This window comes from Prosthecobacter sp. (assembly GCF_034366625.1).
Classification (GTDB): Bacteria; Verrucomicrobiota; Verrucomicrobiia; order Verrucomicrobiales; family Verrucomicrobiaceae; genus Prosthecobacter.
In genome coordinates this window covers 623,978-644,043 of the sequence record NZ_JAXMIH010000008.1, presented here as the reverse complement: position 1 = coordinate 644,043, position 20,066 = coordinate 623,978, and the positions used below count along the sequence as shown (strand labels likewise).

Below are 20,066 nucleotides of genomic sequence, written 5' to 3'. Positions count from 1 at the left end.
CATCGCATCCCCCAGCAATGTCTCACACCGCCGAACCCAGCCTCGTCCATCCCACTGCGCCTTCCGTGACTGGCTTGAGCGGTATCAAACCGCACAAGAAGCGGAATCTCTCCAACGAGTTGATCGCCAACAGCGGCCCGAAAAAAGCCGCCGTTTTCACGCTCGAAAATTTGAAGCGTGACGCCCTCGCAGGCTCCATCACCGGTCTGCTCGCCGTGCCGCTTACCGTCGGTATCTGCCTCATGTCCGAGTATCCGATCGAGACCGGTCTGATGACCGTCATCTTCGCCTGCCTGATCGGTTTCATCACCTTCCTGTTCAAGCCGGGCAACTACGTCGGCACGCCCGGTGTCGCCGCCGGCCTCGCGCCGGTGCTGGCGCTGAGCATTCACAAGTTCGGCATGGAAAACATGCCCTTCCTCATCTTCCTCACTGCCACATCCCAGGCTATCGCGTGGAAGTTCAATCTCCAGCGCTTCATCCTCAAAGCCATCCCCGCGTATCTCATCGAGGGTCTGCTCGCAGGCATCGGTCTGAAGATTGCACTCAAATTCCTGCCCTACACCTACGGCATTCTGCATGAGACTCACGGTCACGAATGGCTCAGCATGGAGCGCATCGAGATGATCGGCCTGTCCATTGCCGCGCTGGCGCTCTTCCTGCACCTCTTCGGCAAGTACAAGGCCAAATACCCGGCCATTCCGTATGTGGCCGTCATCATCGTGGGCATCGTTGCCGGCATCTATCTGAAGCTGCCCATGCTCCACATCGAGCACTCGCCTTTCAAGCTGGCGCTGCCCTTCCCGGACTTTGCGAAAATCCCGCCCGCCATGCTGCTGGAGATCGTCGGTTACTCGCTCATGCTCTCGCTGATCGACGTGATCGAGCAGGTCACCAGCAACTCCGCGATCGAGAAGCTCGATCCGCTGGGCCGTCCGGCTAACACGAACAACAGTCTGCTCGCCATCTGGATCGCCAACATGGGCTCCAGCTTCTTCGGCGGCATGACCAATCTCGACGGCCTCGCCAAAAGTGCGACAAACGCCCTCGCCGGTGCCGTCACCAAGATGTCGAATCTCTTCACCGCGCTCGTCCTTCTCGTCTTCGTCATCGACCCACACCTGCTGGAGCACCTGCCGTATTTCTCACTCGCCGTACTCATGATCTTCACGGGATGGAAAATGATCGCCGGGCTCGTGCATGTGGCATCACACGGCAGCTACGCGCTGCTGCTGGCGCTGTTCTGCGGTATCCTCACCTATACCGAGGGCATCTTTGAGGGCCTGATCGTTGTGCTCGTGCTGCACTTGTTCATCAACTTCGTCATCTTCCGTCACGAGCACATTCCGATGATCGACATCCTCAAAAAGTTGATAAGCAAATTCAGCGAGCAGATCGATCCACGCAGCACAGACACCCTGCTCGTCCACAAGGACCATGCCGTCGGCGGACTCCGCTACAGCAGCATCAATCGCAATCCTGCGGACAAGAAACTGCTCACCGATTTCATCAACGACTGGGCCTTTGGCGTCAACCAGCACAGCCTGCCCGCCGTCGTTGGCTGCTACGACTACCAGGGCCTGCTCTGGGGCACCTTCGCCAAGGAGTTGCGCGAGGGCCACAACAAGATCAAAGGCTACTTCGAGCACCTCTTTGAACTGGAGAATGTGCATGTCGAGTTCAAGAGCGGTGAGGTGCGCCAGTACAAGGACATCTACATCCAGTCCGGCAAATACATCTTCACTTTCGACCGCAAGAAGGAACGCATCAGCGTGCCCGCCCGCTACTCCTTCGTCTGCAAAAAGGAGCGCAACGGCTGGTTCATCCTTGAGCACCACTCCTCCGAGTTTCCCGCCTGATCTCATCCCTCAAACCCTTTCCACAAACCACCACCGCCAAAATCCATGATACCCGCCGCCATCATCCTCGTCGTTCTCATTCTCCTGAGCGCCACCATCATCAAACAGGGCTCCGTCGGAGTCGTCACCCGCTTCGGCAAATACCAGCGACTCATGTCGCCCGGAATCAATTTCAAAGTACCACTGTTTGAAGGCGTGTTCCGCAAAGTCTCCGTGCAGAACCAGTCCATTGAACTCGAATTCGAGGCCATCTCGCTCGACCAGGCCAATGTGAACTTCAAATCCCTCATCGTCTTTGCCGCGCAAGACTCGTCCGAGGAAACGATCAAGAAAATCGCCTTCCGCTTCATTGACGAGAAGAGCTTCATGCAAACCCTCGTCCGCAGTGTCGAAAGCTCCATCCGTGCCTTTGTCGCCAACAAAAAGCAGACCGAGATCCTCGTCCTGCGCGCTGAAATCATCGGCGCCGTCACCGATCACCTCGAAGAATCGCTCAACAGTTGGGGCTACCATCTCCTCGGCCTCCAGATCAACGACATCTCCTTCGATGAAGCCATCATGCGCTCCATGTCGCAGGTCGTTTCCAGCAACAACATGAAGCTGGCCGCCGAGAACGAAGCCCAGGCTCAATACCTCATCAAAACCCGCGCTGCCGAGGCCGAAGCCCGCGCCATCCGCGTCAAAGCCGAGGCCGAGAAGGAAGCCTCCGAACTCAAAGGTGCCGGCAATGCCCGCTTCCGCGAGCAGGTCGCTGAAGGTCTCGCCAACGCCGGAAAAACCATGCAGGCCGGCGATGTGCCTCCCGGCTTCATGCTCTTCACCATGTGGATCGACGGCATGAAATACATCTCCGAGCACGGCAAAGGCAACGTCATGTTCTTCGACGGCTCCAACGAAGGCATGGAACGCACCATCAAGCAGATGCAGGCTCTCAAGACGCTCGACAAACGCTCGCTCGAAGCTGCCGCGCATTGATCAGCCGTCATCGTTGCGTAATACAGGGTCAATTTTTCCATGAAACGCGCCCTGTTCATCCTTCTCGCCCTCGTCGGCGGCGCATCTGCCGCCGACCACACCGAATCCAACAGCAATCTCTGGCTCAACTATGTCGGCGATCATCCGCTGTTTGGCAGCAAGTGGGGCCTGCACCTCGAATCGCAGATCCGCCGCGCTGATTTCGGCGAGAACTGGCAGCAGCTCCTCCTGCGCCCCGGCATCAACTACACCATCAGTCCGACGCTGACCGTCAGCGCCGGCTACGCCTGGGTCGAAACTCATCCGTATGGCGACATCCCCGTCGCACATGAGTTTCCCGAGCATCGCCTCTGGGAGCAGGCCGTGATCACGCACAAGGTGCTCGGCCTCGACTGGACGCACCGTTTCCGTCTCGAACAACGCCGCATCGGCGAAGTGGTGCTGCAGAACGGCGGATGGGACGTGCAAAACTGGCGCTATGAAAATCGCATCCGCTATATGCTGCGCACCACTATTCCGCTCAGCGACGACAAAAAATGGTATCTCGCCCTGTGGGACGAGCTCTTCTTCAACTTCGGCAGCAACGTCTCCATGAACTACCTCGACCAAAACCGCGCATTTATCGGCCTCGGCCGCCAGTTGAGCGACACCACGAAGCTGGAGATCGGCTTCATGGAACAGACGGTGCAACGCCGTGGCGGCATCGTTTGGGAAAACAATCACACCATCACGGTGTGGCTGATGTCGAAGCGGCCATTTGGGAAGTCCTGATGCCTATGCCTCTGGCGCTGCCAGCCGCAGCGGCACTTCCACGACGATGCGCAGCCCATTCGGCTGCACGGGCTGGAGATCGAGCGTGCCGCCGCATTCACGTGCGCGCGCCTGCATGCCGATGAGGCCCAGACTGGCCGGGGACTCCTGCCGGTCGGGCGAAAGGCCAAGCCCATTGTCCTGAATCGTCAGGCGCACAATCGCCACCTCCGCTTCGAGCGTGATGAGCACTTTGGTGGCTTGAGAGTGACGCGCGATGTTTGTCAGTGCCTCCTGGGCGATGCGGAAGAGATGCGTCTCCGTGTCACTGTGCAGGCGCTGCGCCAGCCGGGACTCATATTCGACTCCCACTCGCACACGCTGGCCAAATTTCTCGGTCAACCAGCGCAGGCCGGCATCCAGGCCGAAATCATCAAGAATCACCGGCCGCAGCAGTTGTGACAGCTCACGCACGTTCGCGATGGATTCATCCACCAGGTGCAGGCAGTCAGCGCGTAGAGAATCAAAGTCCCGCGTGGCTCCTTTGGTCAGGTTTGATCGCACGGCAGCCAGCGACTGGCCCAGCTCGTCGTGCAACTCATGGGAAAAGCGGCGTGCCGTCTCCTCCTGCGTTTGCAGCATGTGCCAGGAGACTCGGTTCAGCTCGTCAGACTGCCAGCGGATGCGGTGGAGGCTTTTGCGCGTGAATCCAACCGTCAACAACGCGCAAATCGCCGCGAGAACGAAGCTGGAGCCCAGCAGCAGCGCCGCATCATCACCCAGTTCCTGTGATTGCTGTTCGATCTCACGCTCCGCAGCCGCAAGGCGGTCGGAACTGGCCTGGACGAGCTTGTTGACCAGATCCACCACATGATCGTGATGCTTGAAGAGCGACTCCAGATTTTCCCGCGGCATGGCGGCACCTGTTTCCAGCACGCGGTGCGCCTCGTGAGTGAAGGCTTTGACGCTCGCCTCAAGATCCCGCCACAGCGCCTCACCCGCCGCCGCGCGTGCCTCACTGGAGAGACGTGCGAGCTGTTTGTCGCTCTCATCGAGATCCCGCAGCAGTGCCGCGTGATCCGGCGGCTTCGGCTGGAACTGGGCGAGCTGATGCAGCACCTCGGTCATCGCATTCTCCTCCATCTGCACGTCATGCACGAGGCGTGCGATGAGAAGCTGATCACGGGCGAGCTGCGCCACGCTCGCACGAATGCGCTGACTCTGCCGCACGGCGATGAGGCCCGCCGCACCCAGCAGCGTCATCACCAGCACAAATCCCAGCGCCAGCACGCGCAACACATTGCTCTCGGTGATACGGAAAAAGGTGAGGGCCATGGAAGTCAGTCAATCAGGCCATTGCGGACCGCGAAGCGCACCAGTTCACCGATCGAGTGCAGATTCAGCTTCTCCATGATGCGGCCTCGATGCGCCTCGACGGTGTAAACGCTCAGACTCAGCGCGGTGGCGATCTCCTTGTTCGTCTTGCTCTCCGCGATCATTTGCAGCACCTCGCGCTCGCGTGGAGAGAGCAGATCGATCGGGTTCGTGACGTGTTTGCGGTAGTCGTCGAGCACGGCATCGCTCACTTCGGGGCTGAGCCAGCCTTTCCCGACCGCCACGGCACGCACGGCATCCAGCAGATCTTTTTCATCGCAGTCTTTGAGCAGATAGCCCTTGGCACCGGCCCGCAGCATCTCGCGCACATAGACGGAGTCCTTCTGCATCGACAGCGCCAGGATGCGGGTTTTCGGCAGCGCCTTGGAAATCTGCCGCGCGGCCTCGATGCCATTGAGCTCCGGCATCGTCACATCCATCACCACGACATCGGGCGTGAGCTTTGAGGCCATCTCGACAGCCTCCCGGCCATTGGAGGCCTCGCCCACGACCTCCATGTCCCACTGCGCGGCCAGGATCATGCGGAAGCCGTTGCGTACGACGGCGTGATCATCGGCCAGAAGAATGCGCGTCTGTTTGGTTGCCATGAGATGGCGAAACTAGCCGCGGGCAGGTCAAAGATCAAAATCTGCCGTCATTTCATGGGTTCAGCTCAAAAAGGTCGTCCAAAAAGGCGACCACCGTCCTTCGCATGCCGTTCCGCCATCCCTTCCCCATCTCCCTCGGCATCCTTGTGCTGCCGTTCTGTCTTCAGGCGCAAACACCAGAACCACCAGGCCAGCCCACCGAGCTGAAGGAAATCATCATCGAAGGCAAGGCCGAGAGTTTGATCGGCGTCGCCACCTCGGCCTCGAAAGGCCAGACGAGTGCCAAGGAGCTGCTCGAAAGGCCGTTTTCGCGCCGCGGGGAGCTGCTGGAGAGCATTCCCGGCTTCATCGCCACGCAGCACAGCGGAGATGGCAAGGCGAACCAGTATTTCCTGCGCGGCACGAACCTCGACCACGGCACCGACTTCCTGATGTATGTCGATGGCATGCCGGTGAACTTCCGCAACCACGCGCACGGCCAGGGCTATGCGGATGTGAATTTCATCATCCCGGAACTGGTGGGCGAGCTGGAATACTGGAAGGGCAATTACTTTGCCCAGCATGGCGATCTCAGTTCCACCGGCGCCGCGCGCTTCAAGCTGCTGGATGAGCTGCCGCAGGGCATCCTGACATCCACTTGGGGCGAGTATGAGTTCTCACGCACGCTGATCGCGGACACGATCCAGGCCGGTACTGGAAAACTCACGGTGGCGCTGGAGCACCAGTTCTACAACGGCCCGTGGGCGCTGAATTCGGACGCCACGCGCTGGAACGGCTTGCTACGCTGGCACTGGGAGGACGGCACGGACAGGATCAACATCACCGCCATGGGCTACCAAGGCGACTGGACCTCCACCGACCAGATTCCGCAGCGTGCGATTGACGCCGGCATGATCGACCGCTTCGGCTTCATCGACCCAACGAACGGCGGCAACTCGCGGCGCTACAGCCTGGCGTTCGACTGGACGCGTGAAGAAGGCCGCACCACCACGCGGGCAAACGCGTACGTGGGCTACTATGATCTCGACCTGTTCTCGAACTTCACCTACTTCATGGACAACGCCGCCCCTGTTGGCGACCAGTTCGAGCAACAGGACCAGCGCTGGTTCATCGGCGGTGAACTGGCCCGCGACTGGCGCTTTGACGCGCTGGGCCATGAGCAGCGTTTCACGCTCGGCGTGCAGTTGCGTGGCGAATGGATGAACGGACTCGGTCTGTACAACACCATGAATCGCGACCGCTTCAACGTGGTGCGCAAGGATGACATCTTCCAGGCGACCTACGGTTTGTACTCCGAGCTGGAGTTCAAACCCACCGGCTGGCTGCGCATCATTCCAGGCGTGCGCGCGGATTTGATCCACTTCGATGTGCAGCACAGCACGCTGCCGGAAAACACCGGCACGCTTTCCAAAGGCATGGTCAGCCCGAAGCTCAGCGTCGTGTTCGGGCCGTGGGCGGACACGGAGTTCTATGTCAACGGCGGACTCGGCTTTCACAGCAACGATGCACGCGGGGTGAACATCGTCACCGATCCCTCCACGGGCGGCCCGGCCGATCGCGTGGATCCGATGGTGCGCACTTACGGCGCTGAATTTGGCATTCGTAATGAATCCATTCCGAAGATGGTGAACACGCTCTCGTTCTGGCTGATGCGCAGCGATTCAGAGCTGCTCTATGTCGGCGATGCTGGAAACACCGAACCCGGACCGGCATCCCAACGCTACGGTGTGGAACTGGCCAGCTACTGGCGGCCCACCGACTGGGCTACGGTGGATCTCGAGGCCACCTGGACGGACGCGCATCTGCGCACCGCCAATCCTTCCAGCGAGGAGATTCCCGGCTCCATCCCCTACACCGTCAATGCGGGCATCACGCTTGGCGGACCCGAAGGCTTCTTCGGCTCGCTGCGCGGCCGCTACTTCGGCCCACGCCCGCTGCATGAAACGAGCGATGTGCAGGCGCGCGAATCTTTTCAAGTGAACGCCCGCGTCGGCTACCGCCGCAAGAACTGGGAAGTCGCGGTGGACTGCCTCAATCTGATCAACCGTGCCGACAATGACATCGAATACCTTTACGAAAGCCAGCTTCCTGGCGAATTGGCTCCGGTGACAGACCGCCACATCCACCCCATCGAGCCACGCATGTTCCGCGTGTCGGTGACGTGGCGGTTTTAACGGATGGGAAAGGAGCGGGACCATCCTGGTCCCGCCTACTCCTTGAATTCCTCGCGGTCTGGAATGCGCGTGAAGGCGATTTTCGTGCCCGAAAACGTGCGCACCGTGTCCGGCGTGAAGCCGATGACCACCGAATCGCGTCCGTACTTCTGATTGATCTTGTCCAGCAGGCGGCTGAGGTGCTCGCGTTGATCTTGGGAGGCATTTTGGCCATAGGCAGCAAACAATTCGAGCTGCTGCGGCTGGGATTCCGCTTCCAGCCCCATCAGGGTCACGGAAACTTTCTTCACGCGCTGCCAGCGGGCCTGTTTCATCACGGTCTGCCACAGTTCGGCCAAAACACGGGCCAGCACGATGCTGTCGCACACGGGATCAAACTTCGTCTGCGCCTCGCAGCGCGGCCCCTCCTCCGTCCGCACGCTCAGGTGCAGATGCGTGGCACGGTAGTGCATGCGGCGCATGCGGCTGGCCGCCTTGAGCAAAAGACGCCGCGCCACAATGCCCGCCTCTGGCGGTGTGCGCAGTTCCGGGGCCAGCACATGGCTGTGTCCCAGCGTGCGATGCTGCGCCGGCGGATCATCCTCCGAGGCACCGCCATGCAGCGCATGCCAGAAGCGATCTCCGCACACACCACCCCAGGCACGGTGCAACGTCTCACGCTCCGCCTGCCACAAGTCTGCCATCGTGCGGATGCCGCAGGCATGCAGCCTTGGTTCCATGCGGCGGCCAATGCCGCACAGATCGCGCAATTCCAGCTCCAGCAGCCTTCCCGGCAGTTCTTCCGGCAATAGCACCACCAGACCATCCGGTTTCTGCATGTCCGAGGCCACCTTCGCTAAAAAGCGATTCGGCGCCAGACCGATGGAGCAGGTGATGCATTCGCCCACACGCTCGCGCAGGCCACGCTTGATGCGTTTCGCCAGATCCACCGCCGCAGGCAGCGGTCGACGCGGCGTGTCCAGCTTGCAGGCCATTTCGTCGATGGAGCAGATCACATGCACCGGAAAGTGCCGCTCTACTTCTTCAATGATCTTGTGGTGGAAATCGACATACACATCATGGCTGGCTTCGACCAGTTCGAGTTCCGGACAGAGGCGCCTTGCCTCGCCGATGTTCGTGCCCGTCTTGATGCCAAACTTCTTCGCCTCATGGCTCGCCGCGATGGCGCACGTCGAATCCGTCATCACCGGCACCACCGCCACCGGTTTGCCCCGCAGTTCCGGGTGCAACTGCTGCTCCACGCTGGCGAAAAAGCTGTTCAGATCGAGGAACAGCCAGTCCACGAGGGGCGCGGAGGATTTGGCGGTAGAAGCAGGCGGCGGCATGCCTGATTCATGCCGCAAACCACGGGCTGTTCAACAGAACAGTTTTTGAGTTGGGTGCGAGCTCCGGTATCAGATCAGCACGGAGCCGATCACAGAAGCGATGACCGTGCTGGCGACACCTGCGACCACCAGCAGGATGATGCCCGCCGTCGTGTCTTTGCCGGACACGTCCTGCAACGCTGCCACCGTGCATACCGCGACCCAAAGGGTGACAAGAATTCCGAGTGCGGGAACCAGCGTGAGTACCAAGCCCGCCTGTGCATACACCATCGCGCGGAACCATGCGGCGGGCGGCAGATCCACTTTTTGCTGCGTCTTCGCCACCCAATGCACGGCAAACACCGAACCCACCCAGCTCAACACGCGGATGACCATCAGCTTGATCGTAAAACTGGAGCCGTAACCAAACAGGCTGCCGATGCGCAGGCCGATCGTGGAGATCACGATCAACAGAGCGGCCGTGCAAATCGCCTCGGTCATCAGCGATCCACGCGACGCGGCGGCGCGGTAAACATCCTTGTGCATGAGAGCGCCGCGCACGAGCCTGCCCGCTCCCTCAATGAACGGATTCATCTGGCCGCCAGCCTGCGCAGAAAAGCTGCCGGCAATCTTGTCCGCAAGCGCGCTGGTTTGCACGCGGAACGCCCACATGGAGGTCTGCGGCGGCAACGCACAATCCACCGAGGCGGCTGCAAGCATCGCTGCAGCGTTGACACCCCCGGCGGTGCCTGTGCTCGTCGTCGCAGGAGCCGGACCGTCCTGTGGCCGGTCAGACATGCGTTCCATACGGCCATGCGGGTTGGCGCGGAAGCTGATCGTCATGCCCGACGCGGGAGGCGGAAGCACCAGTTCCTCCTCCTGCTGCGGAGCCAATGGTGGCGGAGTTGCCTGAGCCTGTCGGGCGTGTTGCGGCTCATCACGTACGATTTTGGACACCGGCTCTTGCGCAGGCATTGCCCCAGGCAAGGGCGGCGGCGCGGCGGCTCTGCGATTCGACGCACCACAACCGGGGCAGAATTTTGCCTCGTCGGCATATTGGCGTCCACATTTGGGGCAGAACATGGCGGAGAGGGGTTAAGTTTTCAAAGGTGTGCCGCAGTCAGGGCAGAAGCTGTCCTCTGGACTGGTCACACGACCGCAGGAGGGGCATGTCGTGGATGCAGCCTTGCCCTTGGACTTGGTCTTCGAGCTCTTCTTCGTCGGTGGCAAGGGCGGCGGGGCGGGCGCGGCATTCTCCGAGAGCGGTGTGTCAGCCAGCCGGATCCACTCGCTCATGGTTTTGTTCCAAACGAGCGTGGAGAGCTTCACCTCACCCTCCGTCAGCAGGTTGAGCAGCTCTTCCTCGCTCACCGGGCCATGCGATTCATCGTCCAGAGCATAGTGCCATAGCAGGGACTTCTTCGGCAGCGGTGGCGGAGCGACGTGACGTTTGACGACGGCAGCAACCTGTGCGGCGGCCGCATCACCCGCCTCTTCAAGCAGGTGATCGCGCATTCCCTGCCAGTCCATGCCGCCCTTGGGGCGGGCCTCCGCATCGACGTCGAAGTAGTCGAGAGCTTTCTCCTTGGTCGTCTGGAGGGTCGTTTCAAAGACGGTTGCTTCACTGCGCGCGCTTTCCCACACGTCTGGGGGCGGGGCCGCTGCATCAGGCGTCGCGGTGAAGCTGGGGACTTCGGCACGATGGGCGAGATCCTCCAGTTCGCTGAGGAACTGTGGCGGCACCGAGTCGAGTGAAGCCGGGCTGGTGGGGATCATGATGAGGGGAGGCTAAAGCTGACGGACGATCATTGCTCCACAATGTCCATGGAAGAGCTGGCGGTGAAACGCGAACCTTCAGGCCCGAAGGCCATGTCATAAGTCAGGGCCTGGGCACGCGCGAGGTCGAGCGGGAAGACGAGCACCTTGGGATAGGTGCCCAACACAGTGACGAGCACCTTGAGGAAGCCGGCGAGGCAGTCGCCCAAGTCGGTGGTTTCCAAGATGGACGCGGCGAGCGGCAGCGGCAGTCCACAAGTGAGCGCGGCGAGCAGGACGATGCCGCGGCAGAGCCACGCAAAGGACCAGCCCATCCAGTCGATCACCGTGTCCACGAGCTTCCAGTTGACGTTGCGCAGGCTGATGCCGCTGCGGAAGTCGGCCTTGTAGTAAGCAGACATGAGCGAGGTGCCAAACTGCTGCTTGTCAGCGTCCACATCGCCGTAAGCATCCCAATAGCGGTCAATGTCCTGCCGCAAACCGACCGCAGCGGCCTGGCCGCGATGGATGAACTGAATATCCTCGGGCGTCGCGGTGGAGCGCTTGAGATGCTTCAGGTCCATGGCGTGGGCGCACAGACCGACGTAGATGCGGTAGCCTGCCTTCTTCAATCCGGGGTAGTAGTGATCATAGCCGGCCTGGGCATAACGTTTTAAATCGGCCTCGGCGGCGGACCATGCGCTCAGTGCGCCGTTGCCGGCGGTGGCGGCTTTCTCGCGAAGCTGCTGCACGATGTAGAGTTCCTGGTCGAACTTGAACTCGAAGAGGTTCTGTTCACGCAGGTTCAGGTTGGTGAGCACGGCATCGCCGGCATCACGCGCTTTTTCCTTCAAGCGGCTGCTCTGCGTCCAGTTCGGCACATATTCGGGCTGGGTGAAGAAATAGATGATGACGTCGGCATATTTTCCCAGCAGGTAATACACGACCATGCAGGTGAACTGTATCAGGCTGACAATCCAACCGACGATGGTGCCGATGATCTTGCGTGACACGAAGAGGGCGACGTCCACACAGCCTTTGATGACGCTGAAGACGAACCAGGCGAGGAAGTTCCAGTTGCCGGCATCGAGCGACTTCTTTTGCAGGTACTGCTCCACCTCCGAGGGCAAGTTCACCAGTGTTTGGACAATGGTGCCAAGCGCGCTGGTGATTTTCTGGCAGGCGGGCGCGATGGCATCGATCCAGCCGACGCCATTGGTGGCGGGCTGCACATTGGCCGGATCCTGACCCGCCTGGAAGAAGCCGGAAAGCGCCTCGTGATGGCTGATGGCACCGCTTTTGCAGCCGTCTTTGTAGATCTCGAAGACTGAGGCGATGGTGCCATCCAGCAAGTTCATCGAGCGGCGGAGGTTCGACTGAGTCTGCGTGTCGAAGCGGCCTTGGACCCAGGCGAGATTGGACTCGACGGCGCTGGTGGCCTGGGGGGCGGACTGGCGGACGCGCTCGCCGAGATTGAACGCCCGCTGCATGCGCGGGGTGTTGATGGCGCCCAGCGCGCCAAGATCGGCAACGGCACCAGTGGCACCGTCAATGGCGGCGCTCATGGAACGATTGAGTTGATCGATCTGATTCTGGGTGGGACCGCGCAGGTTGTGCTGCATGTTGTCGGCCACTTGGTTGAGGCGCTCGCGCACTTGATTGGCCCCGAGTCCAAGAGAGTCGATGTCGCGGCAGTCGCGCTCGAGCTGATGCAGGGCCGCATCGTCAAGCTGGCGTCCGTCGATCGCACGGTCCACCACCCGCATCTGCGAGGAGAGGGTGGAGTTGGCATCGGTGATGACGCGATGACCGAACTCCTCGGCGCGTTTGGCACATTCGCTGTCCACGAACTCGCCGAGAGACTCGATCATCTTGCCATTGAGCTTGGGCGCTTCATCCAAGTGCCCGGCAAGAGTCATCATCCTGGCGCCGAGCTGGGTGGAAACGTCGTCGATCTGGCGGTTGATGTCGTCGATGTTAGGCACGTGGAGTTCAGCGGCCCTCTCCTGGAGTTTGATCAACTTCTCGCGGAGCTCCCGCACCTCTTTGGTGACACTTCGGATGGAATCCGTGAGAGCGTTCAGCGCGTTGCGCGCCTCTCCATACAAACGACGCGCCTCATTGGCTTTTGCGGTCAGGCTGGCAAGCCGCTGAGACGCTTCTTCGACGGCCCGGGTCAGCACATTGCCAGCGCGACCCATGGGCCGCCGTACGCCCATCCAAATGCTGCCGCGCGCGAGCTGGGTGTAGCTCCATTGAAGGAACTCGCCGCCTTTCTTGGTGGCTCTCTCCATGGTCTCGCTGGCGAACCTGCTGACGCTGCTCGGATCGATCAACGGCCGGGTGAGCGCATTGGGACCGATGGCATCGAGCGCGGCTTTGCGCGCGGAGAAGGCGATGCCAAACATCTTCTGAATCGGCACCATAAGCTTGCGCAGGCCGATGACATCGAAGAACGCATTGATGAGATTGTCCTTGAAGCGGTCGAAGGTCAGCTTGTGCAGTTCAAACGCGCGCACCATGTCCGGGCAGGTCTTGGCGGTGGCGATCAGATAATCGGCGATGGCCTCCAACGTGCTGATGATGGAATCCGCGTTGGTGATGAGTTCTTCCTGCGTGCTGTCGCCAAAATAAGCACAGGCTTCGTTGAAGTACTTCTGCACCACGGCGGGCAGCGACCCCGCGCTATCGTTGTCGGCGTTGAGCACGGCCAGGGCGGTGTTGGTGTCCTTGCTCTTGTTGTCGATGTCGATGAGCGCGAAGGCGATGTTGGGATGGATCGGCATCTCCGGCTTGTTCACCAGCTCCTTCGGTTCACCCGAGTGCCGGATTCCAGGTTTGAAGTCGATGGGATAACGTGCGGGCGATGTGTCGATGGCACCGCTGCCACCGGCGGGCGCGCTGGAGGCATCTCCGGCAGGCGCGCCTTCCATGGGGATCACTTCGGCAGTGCGCTGGCCGTCTTTGGGCAGTTCGGCGCTCTTGCGGAAGAACCATTTGCAATGACGCAGTCGAAAAGTCTTCGGACTGCCGTGCCCGGTCGCTGGATTGACCTGATCGCCGCCAGGAACCGGGTGCGGGAACGAAGGCTCGAACACGAACTTGCCACCGTTGCGGAACAGCAGCCGGTATTCATGCCAGTCTTCGATCTCGATCTTGATCCCTTTGACCTCCTGTTCGGTCGGGATCTTCGGACGATTGGCCGGATTGCCACGCCCCCCCTCCCAGGCACTATCTTCGTAAGAGTAGTGGAAAGGCAGCTTGAAGCCCTCGGCTTCGATGAAGGGCGCCCAGTCAAAGTTGAATGAATCCGCAGGCTCGTCGTTGGGATGCGCATCACTGCGGATCTTTCTGCCGCGCTTGCCGTCGGCGTTCTGCTGGTAGAGATCGAAATCGCCGTAGTAGAGGCCTGGCTTGGACTGGAAGAACAAATTCTCGTCGCGCGGCAGGTAGTGGAGGTGAACCTCGCCTTTTTCCTCCACGATGAACACGCCGTCGGCATCGCTCTCTTTGTCCTTATAGATCACCTTGCCTGGCCGGTGCTCAGCACCGCTGTAGCGCTGCTCCCACTCGACCTTCAAGCCGGGCGGCATGAAGCGTTTGTTACCAGAGCTGTCGAGGCAGTAAATCTCCAGCACCACGGGCATGCCTTCCTTCAACTGCGGTTCGTGCGCGAAGTGGAAGGGCACCAGATCGAGGTCGGGCTCCTTCACGCGCACCAGCCAGTGTGACTTGGTCAGGATGAGCGGGATCTCGCGCAGTGCGAGTGGTGCCTTGGCTGGCGGATTCAAAAGCGGTCCCAGCTCGTGGCGGTGCTGCTTGATCGAGTGCGCCGGGTAGGCATGCACCCGCAGCGTGGTTTCGATTTTCTCCTGCTGGAGCAACGGGTGATCCTCGGGCAGCGGCTCCATCCACCACTTGGTGTCGATGCGCCTGCGGTCGGGATCATCCCAAGGCTGGGGGACACCTTTGATCACTTTGTCGTCGAGTTTGTGATCCGGGGACAAGTATTGAGTGAAGTCCGCTTCGCTGGGGCTGTAGGTGCCGTCGGGCAGACGCTTGTCCAGGTCCAGGCTGAGCATGAAGCCATGCAGACCGGTGCCGTCCAGCGGCAGTTCGATGGGCTTGTCCATCACCGACTCGCCGTCGGTGCATTCCTTGCCCTTGTCATCCTTGACCAGAGCCTGCCACTCCCAGTGGATGGCGTTGAAGTTCACGGTCAGTTCGGCATCGCGATAAACGTACGGCGGCAGATTCGCTTTCCCTTCCTGCTGAATGCCGATGTGAAAGCGAAACGGCAGCTTCTTCGGTGGCGCGGCGGCTTTCTCGACCGATCCCCATGCGGGCTCCGCGCAGATCTTCTCCACATCGAGTTCCACGCGGAGTTCGACGATGCCCTGGTCTTTCTTGCTCCAGTCTTCCGATCCCGTCCGAATCTTCATCGGACACACAGACGGACCGGGCGCAGGCCCGCTGCTGCCGGGTGGCGGTGCAGGCGGCAGCACCTCGATGGTGCCGGAGTATTTCACACCGTCCGTCTTGAGTTGAAGGTGCCGGCAATCCTTCATCGACGGGTCGTCCACATAGTCCTCGAAGTCCGCATCGAAATTGATTTCGATTTGCTTCGGCGGCTGTTGCAGCTGTTTGCGCTGACGTGCCATGGGGAGTGAGTGGAGAGGTTAGGCGAGGACTTCGATGTCCACCTTCAGCGGCGGATCGAGGTCAAGGGTGACATCGCCATGCATCGGCTGGCCGTCGGCGGTGGCTCCGGCGACGGTGACAATGACCTTCGCGCCCTCCTCGATGTCCACGTCGGGACTCGGGGGCGTACAGGCGAGCAGCACTGCTTTGTAACCGCTGTGGGCTTGGGTGGAGTTGATGGACATCCAGCCGGCATATTTGCTGCCGCCGAAGGTGAAACTGATCGCGTTGGTCAGGCCCTGCGCGTTCACACTGGCCTTGCTGCACATGACCTTCGCGTACATCCACAGGCGATCCTCACCATCGGCGCCGAGGGAGGTGCGCTGGTCTTCGGTGCGGATGTCCATGGTGTATTGGGTGGGCTCCTCGCCGTCCGGTCCGGGCTTGCCCGGCTGCTGAAACACGAGCGAGCCGTTCACCAGCACATTGATCGCTGTCGCCGTCGTGCCGGCGATGGTCTCAGCCCAGCCAGGCGTGCGCAAGCCGTCCTCGATGCGCGTGAAATCGTCGGCGAAGTCGTGGGCGAAAAGAACCGCCGAATCACCGAGCCACATGGCGGCGATGAGCCCCAGCAACACCCAGCCGGGGGTGGCGGCGGTGAGGTTGCGCATACCGCCCGCGCCCCCCCCTGGGATGCGCAGCAGGATGTAGGGAAGGATGGTGCCCCAGGCGATGCTTTTATGCATCAGGGGATAGTTGCTGTGGCCCTGTTTGTAAAAGTAGTGGGCTAAAAAATACGGCAGTGCGAGCGCGATGCCGATCAACACCAGGCGCGGGATGTGTTTCGTCAACGCGTAAACCGGCGCCAGCAGGGCGTCGATCGGCTTGCGCAGAAAAATCACTGCGGCGGTGAAACCCAGGATGTAGAGCTGCGTGAAGCCATCCCTGCCCGCATTCGGATCCAGCGTCGTCCAGAAATGCCAGCCGAACGCGCTGAGAGCGGCGCCAACGATGGCGGCGGCATCCCAGCGGGAAAAACCGAAGATCTTTTTCTCCGCGCCTGCCGGTGCCACGCTGGCTGCTGCTTGTGTCGGCGCATCTCCAATGGTTGCGCCACATCCAGGGCAAAACTTGCCCTGTGGCGGCAATTCCCGTCCACATTTCGTACAGCGGCCCATGAAGCAGGAGTAAAAAGAATCCCCCGCGCGGTAGCAAGCCTGTTTTGCAGTTTTATTTGAAGTCGATGATGCGCCCCAGCCCGTGTTCATTGCCTAGCCAGAGCGTGCCATCGCCATCTTCGAGCATCACCTTGATCTCGTTGCCAGGGAGCCCTTCGTTCAGCGTGAGCCGACGCCAGTTTGTGCCGTCCAGAATGGCGACGCCTTCGAACTCGGAGCAGAACCACAGACGTTGCTCCGTGTCTTGAAAAAGCGACCGGATCTTGGACCGGCTCAGTCCCCGAATTTCAAAGGGAGCAGAGAGCCTGCCGTTCTCGAATCGATACGCCGCGCCACCCGCGCCGAAACCACAGGCGATCCACAAAGTGCCCTGATGATCCTCGCGGATGTCATTGACGGCCGGATGCGCCAGGCCGGAAGAGGCATCGAACAGCGTCCACTTCTCACCCTCGCGCCGCCACAGCCCCGGTGCCTCCGGTTCCTTCGAGGCGAACCACAGCGCTCCGTTCTTGTCTTCATAGATCGTGTCCACCATCGGCAGGCGCAGCCCTTCCTTCTCGCCAAACCATTGCCATTGATCTGCGGTCAAACGCCACGCGCCCAGCGTCGCACCGATCCACATCGCGCCATCGCGTGTGCGTCGCAGCGCGGTGATGGGGCCGGTGTCCGCTTGCGAGGGCGGCAGCAGCTTGTCGAGCTGCTGCCCGTTCCAACGAAACACACCCGCCTTGCAGCCGATCCACAACGTCTCACCTTCCACAATCAGCGCACGCACGGCGCGCAGATCGCGCGAGCGCAGCGGGGTGTCGATGAGCGCAGCGCTCTTGCGATCGATGGCGAACAATCCTTCGCGTCCACCCGCCCAGAGTGTGTCGCCCTGCAACGCGAGCGTGCTGATTTCATTCGGCGGCGAGATCAGCAACCAGCCTTCGGGCCTTTGCGGGGCGGGAAGCGTCAGCCTTGCAAACAACAGCACGGCGAGCACACCCGCCGCTGTCTGGCCCACACCGATGAGCGTCCGCCGCATGAACGGCCAGCCGCGTTCATGCTCCCCGGCGGTGCGATCACCTGCCGGAGGTTGCAACCACCAGCGCAGGGTACTGATGCTGCCGAGCGCGCATGCGATGATGGCCAGCGCGATCAGCCCGCGCTCCGCGTACACGCTGCGCTCCAGTCCGAGGTCGGCAAGGATGAATGCGGCGGTCGTCATCGTTTCACCGCGCCCCGTGCCGTGTATCCCAGCGCAAGCCCGTAGGCGATGTGGCCGATGATGCTGATGCTGAGGAAGGGCCAGTCCAGTTTCACCCGCAGCATGGAAGGATAAGTGACGATCATCGCCGCCTCCAGCACCAGGCTCCACACCACCGCCTGCCAGATTTTGCCACGGCCAAACGCCAGCGTGAACATGATCGCGAACGTCAGGCCGTTCCAGGTGTGAAACAGCCAGCCCACGGTCTTGGTGAGCGGCGTGTCCACATCGGATTTCAGGATGAGCAGGCCGAAGACCTCGATGGCGCGGAAGGGATTGAACGGCACCATGCCGCTGAGCATGATCAGCCAGCGAATCACATCGTAGGCGATGAGGCCCATCAGCCCCGCGAAGGCCCCGCCCCACACGCGCTGGAGAAACACCTCGCGTCCCTGGATGCGTCTGCCTGCTATCATCGCGGCCAGCAGCACCACCGTGAGCGGTGTCATCACGATCACCGTGAAGGCGAGATGCACCCCGGCGAATGCATGCAACAGCAGTGCCACGCCGCTGAGAGATGCGGTGATGACGCCCACCGCGAGGAGCCATGTCTTGGGAGAGGAATTTTCTTCCATTGCGGCCAGCGTGCCAAACCGAGCGCGTCATGTCCAGCATCGTTTGGAGGATGCGTGCTTGCATTGATCTGGCGGCCTGCTCACAATCCGCGCCGTCATGAGCACGAAACTCAAACAATGGGGCGCGGTCTTCATCGCCTACGGTGTCATCGCACTGGTTCTGCCCTCGGTGACCGGGATGCAGTTGAAGATCTTCAACGTCTTTGGCGAAAACAGCACCGCAGCGGCCATCGCCGCCATCGTCATCGGCGGTGTGATGTGGTTGATCGGCATGGGCAGTGGCGGACAAACTGCCGTGGCCGGTCAGGCAATGGCGGACGCGGCCCCCGCCCCTCCGCCACCGCTGCCCAATGTGCACATGGCCGCAGTCCCGCGCCTCTGCCCGAAGTGCGGCGCTCCCGCCACGCCTGCTGACAACTTCTGCATGCAGTGCGGCACACCGGTCGCGCCCGCAGCGCAGCCGCAGATCACGCCCGCGGCCCCACCACCGGCACCGGCCACCAAAAAGGGCGGCGGCGGCTGTTTCAAGATCGGCTGCCTCGGCCTCGTGGTTCTCATCGTCGCTGTGGTTGGCTTGTTGTTCTTTGGCGGCGGCATGGGCACCTACACCGCGCCACCGCGCAATGCGCCCTCCGTCCCGCCACGCATGGCCGGCACCTTGACCGAGTTCCCGGTGGACCCGGCGGCCACGAACCGCATGGAGCCGACCAGCGTCGTCAGCCAGTCCTTCGAGCCAGGGGCAAGCTCTTCCGTCGCCGCGCAGCCAAACACCCTGCCGCCCGGCCTCAACACCAGCAGCATCCCGCAGTCGGCCACCACGATGACCTCCACCACCTACCGCAGCGATCCCTCCTCCACCCCGGTGAACGTGCATGTGCTGCAATCGAACAATCCCAACGTCGCCGGTCAGTGGGCGCAGGGTGTGGCGCAGAGTTCCGGCGGCCAGTTGCAGGGCACGCGCCTGCAGAGTCCACAGGGGCAAACCTACCAGGGCTGGTCCGTGCGTTCGGCCACGATCCTTGTTTACATCCTCGTCAATTCCAACACCGGCAACATCGTCATTCTCTACACCCCTCAACCGGCCGGCTTCGAAGCCACTCAGCGCCTCGCCGGCAGCGTCGGCAACGGCCGCGGCATCATCGATTACCCGCAGGTGGTGGACACCTTCGGCGCGCTGCCCGCCTACCCGCCACCGGGCTACAACATGACGAACATGGCCAACTTCAACGGCAGCGAGCTCACCTCCTCGCTCACTCAGGCGCAGAGCGGCATGGACCCGCAGATGGTGCGGGCCCTCGGCCAGATCTTGCAGTTGATCCGCATGCTCATTCCCGAGCGCGGCACCCTGGCGCAGTACCGCAATGCCCAGGGTCAGGAAAAAGGCCTGCTCATCGGCAACTACGGTTCCATGCGCAAGGCATCCATCGCCTACCGCGTGCTGTCCTGGACCTTTGGCCTCGCCATGAAAAGCTCCCGCGCTGCCGGCTTCGAGGCCCTGACCTTCTCCGACTCCGGCGGCAAGGCCATGATCTTCCAAAAAGGCCCCTACATTGGCCTCACCGTCGTCCCCGGCACCTCGCCTGACTCCGATCTCGCCGACTTCGCCCGCAGCGTGCAGTTTTGA

The 20,066-nt window shown here is 61.4% G+C and carries 14 protein-coding genes; 5 read left to right on the top strand and 9 right to left on the bottom strand.

All coding sequences use genetic code 11. From position 1 onward, the window contains the following. Positions 1–17 precede the first annotated feature (17 nt). From U1A53_RS11030 to U1A53_RS11020, 3 genes are read left to right on the top strand one after another with little or no spacing between them, the layout of a single operon-like run. The gene (locus U1A53_RS11030; RefSeq protein WP_322280867.1) at positions 18–1,859 is read left to right on the top strand and encodes a SulP family inorganic anion transporter; all 1,842 of its coding nucleotides are present in this window, start codon (positions 18–20) and stop codon (positions 1,857–1,859) included. 45 nt (positions 1,860–1,904) lie between these two features. Further along, positions 1,905–2,834, top strand: a complete 930-nt coding sequence (locus U1A53_RS11025; protein WP_322280865.1) for an SPFH domain-containing protein — start codon at positions 1,905–1,907, stop codon at positions 2,832–2,834. A gap of 39 nt (positions 2,835–2,873) precedes the next feature. After that, positions 2,874–3,605, top strand: coding sequence for a DUF2490 domain-containing protein (locus U1A53_RS11020; RefSeq protein WP_322280863.1), 732 nt, complete (start codon positions 2,874–2,876; stop codon positions 3,603–3,605). A gap of 3 nt (positions 3,606–3,608) precedes the next feature. Here U1A53_RS11020 and U1A53_RS11015 read toward each other — a convergent pair whose 3' ends face one another. Next, positions 3,609–4,919 carry a sensor histidine kinase gene (locus tag U1A53_RS11015; RefSeq protein WP_322280861.1) on the bottom strand — a complete coding sequence of 437 codons (1,311 nt, stop codon included), beginning with the start codon at positions 4,917–4,919 and terminating at the stop codon, positions 3,609–3,611. Between the two features lie 5 nt (positions 4,920–4,924). After that, positions 4,925–5,566, bottom strand: coding sequence for a response regulator transcription factor (locus U1A53_RS11010; RefSeq protein WP_322280860.1), 642 nt, complete (start codon positions 5,564–5,566; stop codon positions 4,925–4,927). A 104-nt stretch (positions 5,567–5,670) separates the two neighbouring features. On the opposite strand from U1A53_RS11010, the gene U1A53_RS11005 reads away from it, so the two are divergent. Beyond that, on the top strand, positions 5,671–7,740 hold the full coding sequence (locus tag U1A53_RS11005; protein WP_322280858.1) for a TonB-dependent receptor: 2,070 nt from the start codon (positions 5,671–5,673) through the stop codon (positions 7,738–7,740). 35 nt (positions 7,741–7,775) lie between these two features. Here U1A53_RS11005 and U1A53_RS11000 read toward each other — a convergent pair whose 3' ends face one another. The 7 genes from U1A53_RS11000 to U1A53_RS10970 form a co-directional block, all read right to left on the bottom strand. Then, positions 7,776–9,065 carry a hypothetical protein gene (locus U1A53_RS11000; protein ID WP_322280856.1) on the bottom strand — a complete coding sequence of 430 codons (1,290 nt, stop codon included), beginning with the start codon at positions 9,063–9,065 and terminating at the stop codon, positions 7,776–7,778. Positions 9,066–9,134: 69 nt separating this feature from the next. Beyond that, positions 9,135–10,127, bottom strand: a complete 993-nt coding sequence (locus U1A53_RS10995; RefSeq protein ID WP_322280854.1) for a zinc ribbon domain-containing protein — start codon at positions 10,125–10,127, stop codon at positions 9,135–9,137. 12 nt (positions 10,128–10,139) lie between these two features. Continuing rightward, positions 10,140–10,820, bottom strand: a complete 681-nt coding sequence (locus U1A53_RS10990; protein WP_322280853.1) for a GYF domain-containing protein — start codon at positions 10,818–10,820, stop codon at positions 10,140–10,142. Between the two features lie 29 nt (positions 10,821–10,849). Beyond that, entirely contained in the window at positions 10,850–15,460 is a 4,611-nt protein-coding gene (locus U1A53_RS10985) for a hypothetical protein (RefSeq protein WP_322280851.1), read from the bottom strand. Between the two features lie 18 nt (positions 15,461–15,478). Next, positions 15,479–16,513: a hypothetical protein gene (locus U1A53_RS10980; protein WP_322280849.1), complete on the bottom strand. Its 1,035-nt coding sequence runs from the start codon at positions 16,511–16,513 to the stop codon at positions 15,479–15,481. A 157-nt stretch (positions 16,514–16,670) separates the two neighbouring features. Next, positions 16,671–17,828, bottom strand: a complete 1,158-nt coding sequence (locus U1A53_RS10975) for a two-component regulator propeller domain-containing protein (protein WP_322280848.1) — start codon at positions 17,826–17,828, stop codon at positions 16,671–16,673. Next, on the bottom strand, positions 17,825–18,442 hold the full coding sequence (locus tag U1A53_RS10970) for a DUF6789 family protein (protein ID WP_322280846.1): 618 nt from the start codon (positions 18,440–18,442) through the stop codon (positions 17,825–17,827). Before U1A53_RS10970 ends, U1A53_RS10975 begins: the two co-directional genes overlap by 4 nt. Positions 18,443–18,539: 97 nt before the next feature. Between U1A53_RS10970 and U1A53_RS10965 the strand changes: the two genes are divergently transcribed. Further along, positions 18,540–20,066, top strand: coding sequence for a zinc ribbon domain-containing protein (locus tag U1A53_RS10965; protein ID WP_322280845.1), 1,527 nt, complete (start codon positions 18,540–18,542; stop codon positions 20,064–20,066).